At 73.5% G+C, this 12,728-nt stretch carries 14 protein-coding genes, 1 tRNA gene and 1 pseudogene; 8 read left to right on the top strand and 8 right to left on the bottom strand.

Annotated features, from left to right (window positions below):
* The 3 genes from ABD211_RS13725 to ABD211_RS13715 all read left to right on the top strand — a co-directional run.
* Nucleotides 1-266 (top strand): hypothetical protein (locus ABD211_RS13725; protein WP_344130401.1); only part of this gene is annotated, 266 nt, incomplete at its 5' end.
* Nucleotides 267-526: 260 nt separating this feature from the next.
* A complete protein-coding gene (gene orn, locus ABD211_RS13720) occupies nucleotides 527-1,144 on the top strand; it encodes an oligoribonuclease (protein ID WP_344130398.1) in 618 nt (205 codons plus the stop codon).
* A gap of 114 nt (nucleotides 1,145-1,258) precedes the next feature.
* Nucleotides 1,259-1,334: transfer RNA gene (locus ABD211_RS13715), tRNA-His, on the top strand.
* A 53-nt stretch (nucleotides 1,335-1,387) separates the two neighbouring features.
* Here ABD211_RS13715 and ABD211_RS13710 read toward each other — a convergent pair.
* The 4 genes from ABD211_RS13710 to ABD211_RS13695 form a co-directional block, all read right to left on the bottom strand.
* Nucleotides 1,388-1,936 (bottom strand): Rv1352/Rv1906c domain-containing protein, encoded by a 549-nt coding sequence (locus ABD211_RS13710; protein ID WP_344130395.1) that lies wholly within the window; start codon nucleotides 1,934-1,936, stop codon nucleotides 1,388-1,390.
* Between the two features lie 88 nt (nucleotides 1,937-2,024).
* Entirely contained in the window at nucleotides 2,025-2,597 is a 573-nt protein-coding gene (locus ABD211_RS13705) for a L,D-transpeptidase (protein WP_344130392.1), read from the bottom strand.
* 225 nt (nucleotides 2,598-2,822) lie between these two features.
* The gene (locus ABD211_RS13700) at nucleotides 2,823-3,170 is read right to left on the bottom strand and encodes a DUF3817 domain-containing protein (protein WP_344130404.1); all 348 of its coding nucleotides are present in this window, start codon (nucleotides 3,168-3,170) and stop codon (nucleotides 2,823-2,825) included.
* Nucleotides 3,171-3,181: 11 nt separating this feature from the next.
* A complete protein-coding gene (locus tag ABD211_RS13695; protein WP_344130389.1) occupies nucleotides 3,182-3,571 on the bottom strand; it encodes a hypothetical protein in 390 nt (129 codons plus the stop codon).
* Between the two features lie 291 nt (nucleotides 3,572-3,862).
* Here ABD211_RS13695 and ABD211_RS13690 point away from each other — a divergent pair, with 291 nt between their 5' ends.
* From ABD211_RS13690 to ABD211_RS13670, 5 genes are all read left to right on the top strand, one after another.
* Complete coding sequence (locus ABD211_RS13690; protein ID WP_344130386.1) at nucleotides 3,863-5,380, top strand: aldehyde dehydrogenase (NADP(+)); 1,518 nt, start codon at nucleotides 3,863-3,865, stop codon at nucleotides 5,378-5,380.
* A 27-nt stretch (nucleotides 5,381-5,407) separates the two neighbouring features.
* Nucleotides 5,408-6,817, top strand: a complete 1,410-nt coding sequence (locus tag ABD211_RS13685) for a sugar porter family MFS transporter (protein ID WP_344130383.1) — start codon at nucleotides 5,408-5,410, stop codon at nucleotides 6,815-6,817.
* Nucleotides 6,818-6,869: 52 nt separating this feature from the next.
* Nucleotides 6,870-8,303: a GuaB1 family IMP dehydrogenase-related protein gene (locus ABD211_RS13680; protein ID WP_344130381.1), complete on the top strand. Its 1,434-nt coding sequence runs from the start codon at nucleotides 6,870-6,872 to the stop codon at nucleotides 8,301-8,303.
* 5 nt (nucleotides 8,304-8,308) lie between these two features.
* Entirely contained in the window at nucleotides 8,309-9,565 is a 1,257-nt protein-coding gene (locus tag ABD211_RS13675; protein WP_344130378.1) for a S8 family peptidase, read from the top strand.
* Nucleotides 9,566-9,885: 320 nt separating this feature from the next.
* Nucleotides 9,886-10,614, top strand: coding sequence for a winged helix-turn-helix domain-containing protein (locus ABD211_RS13670; protein WP_344130375.1), 729 nt, complete (start codon nucleotides 9,886-9,888; stop codon nucleotides 10,612-10,614).
* Here ABD211_RS13670 and ABD211_RS13665 read toward each other — a convergent pair.
* The 4 genes and pseudogenes from ABD211_RS13665 to ABD211_RS13650 form a co-directional block, all read right to left on the bottom strand.
* Nucleotides 10,604-11,206, bottom strand: a complete 603-nt coding sequence (locus ABD211_RS13665) for a GTP-binding protein (protein ID WP_344130372.1) — start codon at nucleotides 11,204-11,206, stop codon at nucleotides 10,604-10,606. The genes ABD211_RS13670 and ABD211_RS13665 overlap by 11 nt on opposite strands.
* Nucleotides 11,187-11,564 carry a DUF742 domain-containing protein gene (locus tag ABD211_RS13660; protein ID WP_344130369.1) on the bottom strand — a complete coding sequence of 126 codons (378 nt, stop codon included), beginning with the start codon at nucleotides 11,562-11,564 and terminating at the stop codon, nucleotides 11,187-11,189. Before ABD211_RS13660 ends, ABD211_RS13665 begins: the two co-directional genes overlap by 20 nt.
* Nucleotides 11,551-11,964 (bottom strand): roadblock/LC7 domain-containing protein, encoded by a 414-nt coding sequence (locus ABD211_RS13655; protein ID WP_344130366.1) that lies wholly within the window; start codon nucleotides 11,962-11,964, stop codon nucleotides 11,551-11,553. The genes ABD211_RS13660 and ABD211_RS13655 overlap by 14 nt, the downstream gene beginning before the upstream one ends.
* Nucleotide 11,965: 1 nt before the next feature.
* A pseudogene (locus ABD211_RS13650) lies at nucleotides 11,966-12,728 on the bottom strand (hypothetical protein); the annotation flags it as partial.

Genomic DNA, 12,728 nt, shown 5'->3' with positions numbered 1-12,728 from the left:
CGCGGCTGGGCGGTCCGCCCCGCGACCGGGCGGCGGTGCTCGCGGCCCACGCCCGCGCGCTGCCGGGCCTGCGGGCCGCACGGGTTCCGACGATCACCCCGCTGCCCCCGTTGACGCTGGACATCAGGTGGCGCCCGCGCGGGGTCGGCGGCGCGGAGCGTGACGGCGAGACGCGCGCCTCCGACCCGGTCCCGGCCGACCACCTCCTGGGCACCGACCTGCCCGTCGCCCCCTCACCCGACCCGGACACCCCGCCCGCCAACTGACCCCGCCCGTGCGCGACCGGAGCAGGTCGACGTTTGGACCGTCAGGCAGGTAACTTCGCGCTGAGTTCCAGGCGTAACGGTCCAAATCACCGGACCCGGGCCGGGCGCCCTGGAGGCGCCAAAATGGCGGCAGTGTGTGGCCGTTGACCAGGGCCGGCGGCCTATTTTCGAGTCAACGTCGGCGGATCGTGGGGCGGTCTACTCCGGGCGTGGCCGCGGGATCGCGGGGGGCGGTGGGGGATTGAGCGTGCCGCTAGGCTGTGGCGATGAATGATCTCCTTGTGTGGGTCGATTGCGAGATGACGGGGCTCGACCTTGGCAAGGATGTGCTGATCGAGGTCGCCGCCCTGGTCACCGACGCCGACCTCAACGTCCTCGGGGACGGCGTCGACGTCGTCATCCACACCGACGAGACCGCGCTCGGCAGCATGATCGAGGTCGTCCGTGAGATGCACGACAAGTCGGGCCTCACCGACGAGGTGCGGGCGTCGACGGTCACCCTCCGCGATGCCGAAGACATGATCATGGAGTACGTCACGGCGTACGTGAAGGAGCCGCGCACCGCCCCGCTGTGCGGCAACTCGATCGCCACCGACCGGGGTTTCCTGGCGCGCGACATGCCCCGTCTGGACAACCACCTGCACTACCGCATGATCGACGTCTCGTCGATCAAGGAGCTGACCCGGCGCTGGTTCCCCCGGACGTATTTCGGGCAGCCGCAGAAGGGCCTGGCCCACCGGGCGCTGGCCGACATCCGCGAGAGCATCCGCGAGCTGGAGTACTACCGCCGCACGGTCTTCGTCCCCCCGCCGGGCCCGGACATCGACACCGCGCGCGGGATCGCGGCCCAGGTCGTGGGTGATCACCCCGTCGCCTGAACCGACCCGATCGGGGGTCGTGCGGACGCGCGGGAAACCCGGTGGTGGCATCCCCGGGCCGGGTGGCTATCATTGTCGGGCACCGTCCGGGAGCATCAGGCCGGCGGAGCGATGGTGGCTGTAGCTCAGCTGGTAGAGCACTGGGTTGTGGTCCCAGGTGTCGGGGGTTCGAGCCCCCTCAGTCACCCCACCACAAGTTCGGCCCCGGTCGCCTGACCGGGGCCGAACTTGTGCCGTCGGGCATCAGTTGGCGATGGCGATCCACGTGCCGCAGCCGATGGTCCGGAAGACCCGGTCGGACTGCTTGATCGTCACGACGACCTTGTCGCCCGGAGGGGCGATGCCGCTGTCGAGCACCGAGGCGGCGCTGCCGTCGTCGGCGTCGGCCCGCTCCCAGGTGCAGCCCGGCGAGTCGGCCGGGACCGTCGCGGCGAAGGTGCCGTAGTCGATGTCGTCGCCCACGATCCACTGGCCGTCGCCGATCAGGTGGCCGTCGGCGGTGGTCCGCTCGTCGCCGGCGGGCGCGCCGCCGTCCAGGCTCTCGGTGGCCGCGACCTCGTCGGCGGCCGCCGGGGCCGCGTCCTGGCCGATGGTGCGGTCGAGGAAGGCCGCCCCCGCGCCGCAGAGCAGTGCGACGATCAGGCCGCTGACGACCAGGGCGGCCGTGCTCCGGCGGGACATCACGTCCCGGTGCTCGGCGGGCGGCGCTTCGACCGGCGCCTCGGCGTCGACGGGGTCCGTCATGTCCGGGGTCGGCTGGTCCGTGGGGCTGACTGTGGGTTGCGCTGACACCACCCTAGTCTGCGGCACGATGCCGCCAGCGTCACCGTACGTCCGGCTGACTTCGACGATCGTCGCACTGACGGTGCGTCCGTCCCGGTCACGGACCACGCCGTAAGGCCAGGTCAGTGGGCACGGGAAGGGCGCTGCCGCGCACATACGTCGGCCAGGACTGGTCCCAGGCGGTCCACCCGTTGCCGGGTTCGACGTGGGTCCCGGTCCCGTGTACGACGACCGGGTCGCCCACCCGGGTCACCCCGAACAGCCACTCCGCGTCGTCCCGGGAGAGGTTCACGCAGCCGTGCGAGACGTTGCGCCGGCCCTGGTCGGCGACGGACCAGGGGGCCGCGTGGATGAACTCGCCGCGCCAGGTGAGCCGCTGGGCGTAGTTGATGCGGATCCGGTAACCGCCCGGGCCCTCGCGGCGGGTGTCGAACACCGTCGCGTACTCCTTGCTCATGATCACGAGATGGCCGCTGGACGAGGGGGTGCCGCGTCTGCCGAGGCTGACGGGCATCGAGCGGAGCAGGTGCCGGCCCCGGTAGACGCGCATCCGTTTGGTCGCGTTGTCCACGTCGAGGACGACGGCGCGCCCGATGTGGACGGTCGCCCGTCGGTCGGTGTCGCCGTAGCGGCCGTGACCCGTCGGCTGCCCGCCCAGCGCCGTCCGCACGGTGAGCCGCGTGCCCGGCCGCCGGTGACGGCGATCCCGATCTCGGTGGACACGGGCAGGCGGGCGGCCCCGTCGCGCGGGGTGATGGTCAGGTCGGGCGCCGGCGGCGCGGCCGGGACCCGGGCGGCGACGGCCGTCGCGTCCGGCGGCGTGTCGCACGCCGCGAGGCCCGCCACGGCCAGCGTCAGGAGCGCGCCGACGAGGCGGGCCACTCGCACCATGGGCTCATAGTGCGGTATGTACCGTTTCTTCTGCAGTGGTTCCGGTCGACGCGCCGATGGCCGCGCGGGTCCACTCGGTGACCTTGCGCTCGGCGACGAACGACATCACCGGCACCGTCCCCGCGAGCAGGACCAGGATCGTGCGGCCCGGCGTCCACCGGCTGCGCACCGCCAGGTCGAACGCGACCGCGAGGTAGGCCATGTAGAGGAAGCCGTGCAGCGGGCCGACCGTGGCCACGAGGATCGGCTCGTCGAACGCGTACTTGAGCGGCATCGCGACGAACGTGAGGACGATCAGCAGCACGCCGACCACGTAGGCGGCGACGCGGAAGCGGGTCAGCGCCCCGTCCAGGCGTGGGTTCATCAGGTTCTCCCGGGATAGTCCGTGGCGGACGCGTGGGGGTTCGCGTTGAGCCAGGCCAGATAGTCGTTGTACGCGGCCAGTTCGGGGTCGTCGGAGTCGTCGTAGGCGGCCTGGGACCGCTGGCGCGCGGGCCGTCGCGGCGCCGCGGCCTGCCCGGCGTCGGGCGCGGCGGCGGGCGGCGGGCCGGCCAGGGCGCGGCGGACCTCGCGCAGCCACACGTAGACCACGAAGCCGGCGAAGACCGGCCACTCCACGGCGTACGCGTAGCTGAGGAGGTTGCCGCCGATCGCCCGGCTGATCTGCCACCAGCCCAGCCCGAGAAAAATTGTTACCAAGATCAGCATGGCCGCGTGCCGGGCTATCCAGCCGGGGGTCCAGAGCACGCGCACGCCGCCGAGAGTAACCGCGCCGCCCCGCGATGTTCCTGGCAGGGCGATGTGCGGTGGCCCGGGCAACGTTCCTTACTGGTTACTCAACCGACGCCGCGCCGACGATCGGATGTCTGCGCAGGTCGTAACGGCGAGCCCGGTTCGTATAACCGGGCACTAGCGTCACGGCGCTCACAACCGTATGCTGCTAATCGCTGGGCCGGCATCTTCCCCCGTGGATGCCGGCCCAGCTTTTGTATGCAGGGCGTTTACGCTGCACACGGCGGGATACAGGCACGACAGGGGGCGCACGTGGGTGGGGCGGACCAGGGCATCAACCCGTTGACCGGCCAGTCAGTTGGCGCTCCGGTGCCGCACACGGATTCCGCGGGCGTGGCCGCCGCGACGACCGCGGCCCGCGCCGCCGCCCCGGCCTGGGCCGCGCTGACCCCGCCGCGACGTGCCGACATACTCGACGCGGTGGCCGCGGCGATCGAGGCCGCCCGTGCCGACCTGGTGCCCCTCGCCGACGCCGAGACGGCCCTGGGCGAGGCGCGCCTGACCGGCGAGCTCACCCGCACCCGGGTGCAGTGGGAGATGTTCGCGGCCGCGCTGCGCGAGGGCTCCCACCTCGACGTCGTCATCGACCCGGCGGACCCGGACGCGCTGCCCGCGCCGCGCCCCGACCTACGTCGCATGATGGTCCCGCTGGGCCCCGTCGCGGTGTACGCCGCCAGTAATTTTCCGTTCGCGTTCTCCGTCCCCGGCGGCGACACGGTCAGCGCCCTGGCGGCCGGCTGCCCGGTCGTCGTGAAGGCCCACCCGGCCCACCCCGGCGTCTCCGCCCGGGTGGCGGAGGTGATCGCGGGCGCGCTGCGCGACGCGGGCGCCCCCGACGGCGTGTTCTCCGTCGTGTACGGGTTCGAGGCCGGTCGCGTGCTGGTGACCGACCCGGCGATCACGGCCGCCGCCTTCACCGGCTCGATCGCCGGTGGCCGCGCGCTGTTCGACCTCGCCGCCGGCCGGCCCGACCCGATCCCGTTCTACGGCGAGCTGGGCTCGCTGAACCCGACCGTGGTGACCGCCGCCGCGATCGCCGCGCGCGGTGACGAGCTGGTGCGCGGCTTCGTCGGCTCGATGACGCTGGGCGCCGGCCAGTTCTGCACGAAGCCCGGCCTGCTGTTCCTGCCCGCCGGCCACGGCCTCGACGAGCGGCTCGCCGCCGCCGTCGGCGCGGCGACGGTCGGCCCGCTGCTGGACGAGCGGATCGCGGCCGGCTACCTGCGCGCCACCGACGGGCTCGCGGAGGTCCCCGGCGTGCGCCCGGTCGCGGTCGGCGACGCCGTCGACGCCGCGGGCTGGCACGTCCCCGTCCGCCTGTACGCGGTGTCGGCGGCCGACGTCACGGCCAACGCCGACGCGGCGCTGCACGAGTGCTTCGGCCCGGCCGGCCTGATCGTCGAGTACGCCGACGACGCGGACCTGCTGGCCGCCCTGGGGGCCGTCCCCGGCGCCCTGACGGCGACCGTGCACGCCGAGCCGGACGACGCGCTGGTGCCCACCCTGCTGGACTTCATGGCGGCCCGCGCGGGCCGGGTGATCTGGGGCGGCTGGCCCACGGGCGTCGCGGTGACCTGGGCGATGCAGCACGGCGGCCCGTGGCCGGCGACGACCTCGCCCCTGCACACCTCGGTCGGCGTCACCGCGATCCGCCGGTTCCTGCGCCCCGTCGTCTACCAGGGCGTGCCGGACGCGCTCCTGCCGCCGGCGTTGCGGGACGCGAACCCGTGGAGCCTGCCCCGCCGTGTCAACGGCGAAATGACCGCATAGTCCCTTTAGTGCGCGCACGATAGGAATGTGCCCAGGGCGAACCAGCCGTTCGTGGTCGCCGCGCCCGGCCATCCGGGCTCGGTGCTCCTGGTCGCCGGCTCCGCCGCCCTCGGCGGGTTCCTGTTCGGCTACGACACGGCCGTCATCAACGGCACCGTCGACGCCGTCCGCGAGGAGTTCGGCATGTCCGAGAACGGGATCGGCGCCGTGGTGGCGTCGGCCCTGCTCGGGTGCGCGGTCGGCGCCTGGTTCGCCGGGCCGCTCGCCGACCGGTGGGGCCGCATCCGGGTCATGCTGCTCGCCGCCGTCATCTTCGCGGTCACCTCGGTCGCCTCGGCCCTCGCCTGGGGCCCGGTCAGCCTGCTGGCCTTCCGGCTGCTGGGCGGGCTCGCCATCGGCGCGGCGAGCGTGATCGCGCCGGCGTACATCGCGGAGATCTCCCCGGCCGCGCTGCGCGGCCGGCTCGGCTCGCTGCAGCAGCTCGCGATCGTCACGGGCATCTTCGCCTCGCTGCTCGTCGACTACCTGCTGGCCAGGGCGGCCGGCGGGGCCGCGGAGGAGGTGCCGTGGGGCGGAACCGCGTGGCGGTGGATGTTCGCCTCGGCGGCGCTGCCGGCCGTCGTCTACGGCGTACTCGCGTTGCGGATCCCCGAGTCGCCCCGCTACCTCGTGCGGCGCGCGCGCCTCGCGGAGGCCCGGCAGGTGCTGCAACGCTTCGTCGGCGGCGACGTCGACCAGAAGATCCGCGAGATCGGGCAGTCTCTCGCCGGCGGCGCCGAGGACGTGCGCCTGCGCGACCTGCGCGGCCCGCGGCTGGGCCTGCTGCCGATCGTCTGGGTCGGCATCCTGCTCTCGGTCTTCCAGCAGTTCGTCGGCATCAACGTGATCTTCTACTACTCGTCGTCGCTGTGGCACTCCGTCGGCTTCACCGAGTCGGACTCGCTGCTCATCAGCACGATCACGAGTGTCACGAACATCGTGACGACGCTCGTGGCGATCGCTCTCGTCGACCGGATCGGGCGCAGGCCCCTGCTGCTGGTGGGCGCCGCCGGCATGGTCCTCACGCTCGGCACCATGGCGTACTGCTTCAGTACGGCGACGGGCAGCGGCAAGAACCTCGTCCTGGAGCCCAGCGTCGGCACCGTGGCCCTCATCGCCGCGAACCTGTACGTCTTCGCGTTCGGTCTGAGCTGGGGACCCGTCGTCTGGGTGATGCTGGGCGAGATGTTCAACAACCGCATCCGCGCGACCGCGCTCGCCGTGGCGGCCGCCGCGCAGTGGCTGGCCAACTGGGCCATCACCGTCTCGTTCCCAAAGCTGGCCGGGATCGGCCTCCAGTTCGCCTACGGGCTGTACACCGCCTTCGCGGTGCTCGCACTGATCTTCGTCTGGCGCGCCGTGCGGGAGACGAAGGGGCGCGAACTGGAGGACATGTGACCGGCCGGCCGGTTGACGTGATCAATGGGCCGGATCCCCACATACTGTCCTGATGCGTATGCTGAGCAGCCCTGTCGGGCACGACCTGACCTACGCCGACGTGTTCATGGTGCCGTCGCGCTCCGCTGTCGAGTCGCGCATCGACGTCGACCTGTCCACCCGCGACGGCACGGGCACGACCATCCCGATCGTGGTGGCGAACATGACGGCGGTCGCCGGCCGGCGGATGGCCGAGACGATCGCCCGCCGCGGCGGCATCGCGATCATCCCGCAGGACATCCCGACCGACGTCGTCGCCGACGTGATCTCGTGGGTGAAGCACCGGCACGTCCTCTACGACACCCCGCTGGCGCTCGGGCCGGCCGACACGGTCTCCGACGCGCTCGCCCTGCTGCCCAAACGCGCCCACGGCGCCGTCATCGTCGTGGAGGCCAACCAGCCGGTCGGGGTCGTCACCGAGGCCGACTGCGCGGGCGTCGACCGGTTCACCCAGCTCGGCCGCGTCATGTCGCGGCGGCTGCTCACGCTGCCGGCCGGCGTGAACCCCAAGGAGGCGTTCGAGCTGCTCGCCGACGGTCACCACCGCCTCGGCCCGGTCGTCGACCAGCGCGGCGACCTGGTCGGCATCCTCACCCGCACCGGCGCGCTGCGCGCGACGCTGTACGAGCCCGCCCTCGACGCGCAGGGGCGGCTGCGCATCGGCGCGGCCGTCGGCATCTCGGGCGACCCGGCCGCGCGCGCCGACAAGCTGCTCGCCGCCGGCGCCGACGTGCTCGTCGTGGACACCGCGCACGGGCACCAGGAGCGGATGCTGGCCGCTGTCGCGGCCGTGCGCGCCCTGAAGCCGTCCGTCCCGGTGGCCGCCGGCAACGTGGTGACCGCCGAGGGGACGCGCGACATCGTGGCCGCCGGCGCCGACATCGTGAAGGTCGGCGTCGGGCCCGGCGCCATGTGCACGACCCGGATGATGACCGGCGTCGGCCGGCCGCAGTTCTCGGCCGTGCTGGAGTGCTCGCGGACGGCCCGCGAGCTGGGCGCGCACGTGTGGGCCGACGGCGGCGTGCGCTACCCCCGCGACGTGGCCCTCGCCCTGGCCGCCGGGGCGGCCAACGTGATGGTGGGCTCCTGGTTCGCCGGCACGTACGAGTCGCCCGGCGACATGCAGCGCGACGCCGACGGCCGGCTGTTCAAGGAGAACTTCGGCATGGCGTCGGCGCGCGCGGTGAGCCACCGCACCGTCGACGAGTCGGCGTTCGACCGGGCCCGCAAGGGCCTGTTCGAGGAGGGCATCTCCACCTCGAAGATGTACCTCGACCGCCAGCGCCCCGGCGTGGAGGACATCGTCGACGCCATCGTGGCCGGCGTGCGCAGCGCCTGCACGTACGCGGGCGCCACGACGATCGCGGAGCTGCACGAACGGGCGGTCGTCGGGTTGCAGAGCCCGGCCGGCTATACCGAGGGCATGCCCCTGCACAGCAGCTGGTGACCCGGGTGGGCACGAGAAGAGCCGCGCGGGCGCTCGCCGCCGCGGCGTACTCCCTGATGTTTGTCGTCGGCGTGGGCGCGGCGACCGGCCCGCCACGGGAGCCCGTCGGGCACTACCTGGTCGTGCTGAAGGACAACGCCGCGACCACCGACGTGGGCGCGGCCGCGCGGCGGCTCACCGCCCGCTGCGGCGGTCAGGTGCGTCAGGTGTACGCCGCGGCGCTGCGCGGGTTCGCCCTCGCCGGCAGCGCGGCGCAGGCCCGGCGCATCGGCGCGGATCCCCTGGTCGCCTCGGTGGAGGTGGACCAGCCCGTCCAGGTGCACGACACCGACATGGAGGTCGTCCAGCAGGCGCCGCCGTCGTGGGGCCTGGACCGGATCGACCAGCGCCGGCTGCCGCTCGACGGCGCGTACCGGTACCACGCGGCGGGCGCCGGGGTGCACGTCTACGTGATGGACACCGGCATCCGGCGCGACCACGTGGAGTTCGGCGGCCGGGCGGTGCCCGGGCTCGACCTGGTCACCAACGACCCGTTCAGTGCCGTCGCGACAGCCGAGCCGGAGAAGTACCCGGCCGACTGCAACGGGCACGGCACGCACGTCGCGGGCATCATCGGGGGAGCCCGGTACGGGCTGGCCAAGCAGGCCACGCTCGTCGACGTCCGCGTGCTCAACTGCGCCGGCGGGGGGTCCGTCGCGCGGGTCGTGGCGGCGCTCAACTGGGTGAGCGAGCACGCCGTGCGCCCGGCGGTGGCGAACCTGAGCTTCGGCGGGCTGGTCAGCCCGGCGCTGGACCGGGCCGTGGCGGGCGCGGTGGCCTCGGGGATCACCTACACGGTCGCGGCGGGCAACCTCGGCGACGACGCGTGCCAGCACAGCCCGGCCCGGGTCCCGTCGGTGATCACCGTGGGCGCCACCGGGCCGGCCGACGACGTCGGCATCTACTCGGCCCGGGGGCCGTGCGTGGACCTGTTCGCGCCCGGCTCGATGATCACGTCAGCCTGGTCGGGCGGCGCGAACGCGCAGGCCACGGTCAGCGGCACGTCCGCCGCGTCGCCGTACGTGGCCGGCGCGGCCGCGGTGCTGCTCGGCCAGCATCCCGCGTGGACGCCCGGGCGGGTGCAGGCCAGGCTCCTCGCCCGCGCCACGCGTGGCGTCGTGTGGCCGCACGAGGACGGGTCGCCCGACGCATTGCTGTATGTGAGCGGTTCGCGCCCCACCGTAAGGTCACTTTCGGGCGCCGAGCGGATGAATCGACGGTGAACAACGGCTGTCGATCAGTGCCGCGCGGGTGACGCGCATCGCAATCTCCACCAGCCTACTAGGGCTTATGCGTTATGCTGAGCCCCATGCGTGCTCACCCGTCGATGCCGGCCGGTCTCTCCTCCGCCGTTCGTGGGCCGCTCTTTCGTTCCAGCCGTCACCGTGTCGGGCGTGGCCGTTCGGGCCGCACCCGGTCGGGCCGCTGTCGTTGACACCGCCGCGCCGGTCGGCGCTGCCCGACGCGGCCTGCCCAAAGCCGGTCCGCCCATTTCCGGGCCGGCCATTTTGGACGTCCGGATCCCAGGCGTGAGGAGAACGCCATGACCGTCACCTCCCTGACCCGTCCCGGCGCCGTTGCCACCGACCCCCCGGCACCGGCTCCACGCGACATTCCCGCGGTCGACAACGACCCGGCGACGTTGGTGGTCAACGTGCAGATCGCGGTGCCGTCCGGCACCCCGGCGGCCGATCGGGTGATCGCGCTGGCGCGACGCCTACAGGCGCTCGCCGCCGACGACGTGACGTCCGCGCGGGTCTCCACCACGATCTCGGTCGTGCTGGACTCCGTGGAGACCGAGGTGCGCGGCAACCCCACGCCGATGCCCGTGCCGGTCTCGCCGGCGCCCGCCCCCCGGCCCGTCTCCAGCATCCTCGACGAGGACCAGGCGCTGGCCGTCGCGCTCGCGTCGGTGGAACCGTTCGTCGGGGCGGGCCTGTCCAGCGTGGACGAGGCCGACCTCGTGCTCTACCCCGAGCGGCGGGTCGCGCTGCTCGACGGCGAGCCGCTGGAGTTCACCCGCCGGGAGTACGACCTGCTCCTGTACCTCATCGAGAACGGCGGCCGGGTGCTCAACCGGATGCAGCTGCTCAGCCAGGTCTGGGGCTACCCGTACCTGGGCGGCGAGCGCACGGTCGACGTGCACGTCCGCCGGCTGCGGGCGAAGCTCGGCGGCCGCGGGCCGCAGTTGCACACCGTGCGCGGCGTCGGCTACCGGCTCGACCGGCTCGAGCGCGCGGCCGTGGTCCGGGAGGGCGCCCTCACGGCGTGACCGCGGCGCGACGCGCCATCACGTGCTCGACGAGCGCGGCCAGGACCTGTTTGCTGGACTCACGGTCACGCGCGTCGCACATCATCACGGGCACGCCCTCGTCGAGGTCGAGCGCGTCGCGCACGGCACCGACGTCGAACGGCTGCTCGCCGTGGAAGCAGTTGCACGCCACGAGGAACGGGATGCCCCGCTGCTCGAAGTAGTCGACGGCGGCGAAGCAGTCGGCGAGGCGGCGCGTGTCAGCGAGGACGACCGCGCCGAGCGCGCCGATGGCGAGCTCGTCCCACAGGAACCAGAACCGGTCCTGCCCGGGCGTGCCGAACAGGTACAGCACCAGGCTGTCGGTGAGGAAGATGCGGCCGAAGTCCATCGCCACCGTGGTGGTGCGCTTGGCCTCCACCCCGGACAGGCTGTCGGTGCCGACGCCCGCGGACGTGAGCGGTTCCTCCGTGTGCAGCGGCTTGATCTCGCTGACCGAGCCGATGAGCGTGGTCTTGCCGACGCCGAAGCCGCCCGAGACCACCACCTTGATGCCCAGCGGGATCGGCCGGCTCAGCCCGGGGTGCTCCGCTTCAGAGGTCGCGGAGACCATGCAGCACCGCCTGCAGTACGTCGTCGGCGAGGGCGTCCGCGCCGTCCGGTGGGTCGTACATCGCGATGAGCCCCTCCTGCATCAGGTCCCCGAGCAGCACCCGGACGACGCCCAGCGCCAGGTTCAGTTCGGTGGCCACCTTCGCGACCGAGGCCGGCTCCATGACCAGCGCCAGGATGGCGTGGTGCTCCGGTTGCAGGTGCTCCGGTCGCGCGCTGCCCGGGTTCACCGCGACGACGTGCGCGACCAGGTCGAACGAGCCGGCTGCCGGCCGGGCCCGGCCCCGCGTCACCGCGAAGGCGCGCACGACCGGACCAGCGTCCTGGTCCAGCCAGGAAGGCTCGTCAGCGGCGGCCATCGGCGCGCGCGGCAGCCGGCCGCGACGGCGTCGAGAGCGTGTGGCCGACCCGCTTGACGAGCATCGCCATCTCGTACGCGATCAGGCCGATGTCCGTGTCGCCCTCGGTCAGCACCGCCAGGCACGCGCCGTTGCCGGCGGCCGTCACGAACAGGAACGCGGCGTCCATCTCGATGACGGTCTGCCGCACGTTCCCGGACCGGAAGTGCCGGCTCGCGCTGCGGGCCAGGCTCTGAAAGCCCGAGGCCAGCGCGGCCAGGTGCTCGGCGTCCTGCTGGTGCAGCCCGGACGAGGCGCCGAGCAGGAGACCGTCGACGGAGAGAACGACCGCGCGCCGTGCCTCCGGCACCCGCGCGACCAGGTCGTCGAGCAGCCAGTCCAGGCCCTGCGGATGGCCCATCTCAGTTGCCCCTCTCCGGTGTGGTCCCGGTAGTGTCCGTCACCGTCGGCTCCGCCGACGACCCGGACCCGATTTGCGCAGCATCCGCCTGCGTGTCGCCGCCGTCCGACTGCTCGGCGTCGTCGGTCGGAGCGGACTCGGCGTCGAGGGTCTCGGCCGCGCGGCGGCCGCGCATCATGCCGGCCTGCAGCGCCGCCATCCGGTCGCGGATCTGCTGCGGCGTGTGCCGCGAGGCGGCGGAGGTCGTGGTCTCGGGCGCGGGCGGCTCGTCGGGCACCGGCGCCTCGCGCAGCTGCGCGGCCAGATTGGCCTGCCGCACCCGCTTGGGCAGCACCGGCAATGCGGCCGCGTCGGCGCCCGCACCCTGGTCCGCCGCCGAGGTCGTGGTCGACGTCGCGGCCGAGGGGGTGGTCTCCGTCGTCGCGGCCGGCGGGGTGGTGGTCTCCGTCGTCGTTGCCGGCTCGGGCGGCGGCTTCGGCGTGCGTCTGGCCAGCGGCGCCGCAGACGCCGTCGGCAGTTCGGTCGGCGGCGCGGTCGCGGTTGTCGAGCCGGTCGGCTGCCCGGTCGCGGCGCTCGTCGAGCCGGACGGTGCGGTCAGGTCGGTCGGTGCCGTGGCGGTGTCGGTTCGCGCCGTCGCGGCGGCGGCCGCGTTGGCCAGCTCGATGTCGGCGAGCTCCACGTCGGCCACGCCCGCCACGTCCAGCTCGTCGCCCTCGGCGACCACGACCGCGTCCTCGGGCTCGACGACCAGCGTCCGCGCCGCC

Source organism: Luedemannella flava (assembly GCF_039528515.1).
Classification (GTDB): Bacteria; Actinomycetota; Actinomycetes; order Mycobacteriales; family Micromonosporaceae; genus Luedemannella; species Luedemannella flava.
Note: the sequence above shows the minus strand (reverse complement) of the source record. Positions and strands in the feature narration are given on the sequence as shown.

Coding starts and splice junctions, on each gene's coding strand:
- ABD211_RS13680 (WP_344130381.1), top strand. CDS start 6,870: ATGCGTATGCTGAGCAGCCCTGTCGGGCACGACCTGACCTACGCCGAC.
- ABD211_RS13670 (WP_344130375.1), top strand. CDS start 9,886: ATGACCGTCACCTCCCTGACCCGTCCCGGCGCCGTTGCCACCGACCCC.
- ABD211_RS13665 (WP_344130372.1), bottom strand. CDS start 11,206: ATGGTCTCCGCGACCTCTGAAGCGGAGCACCCCGGGCTGAGCCGGCCG.
- ABD211_RS13660 (WP_344130369.1), bottom strand. CDS start 11,564: ATGGCCGCCGCTGACGAGCCTTCCTGGCTGGACCAGGACGCTGGTCCG.
- ABD211_RS13655 (WP_344130366.1), bottom strand. CDS start 11,964: ATGGGCCATCCGCAGGGCCTGGACTGGCTGCTCGACGACCTGGTCGCG.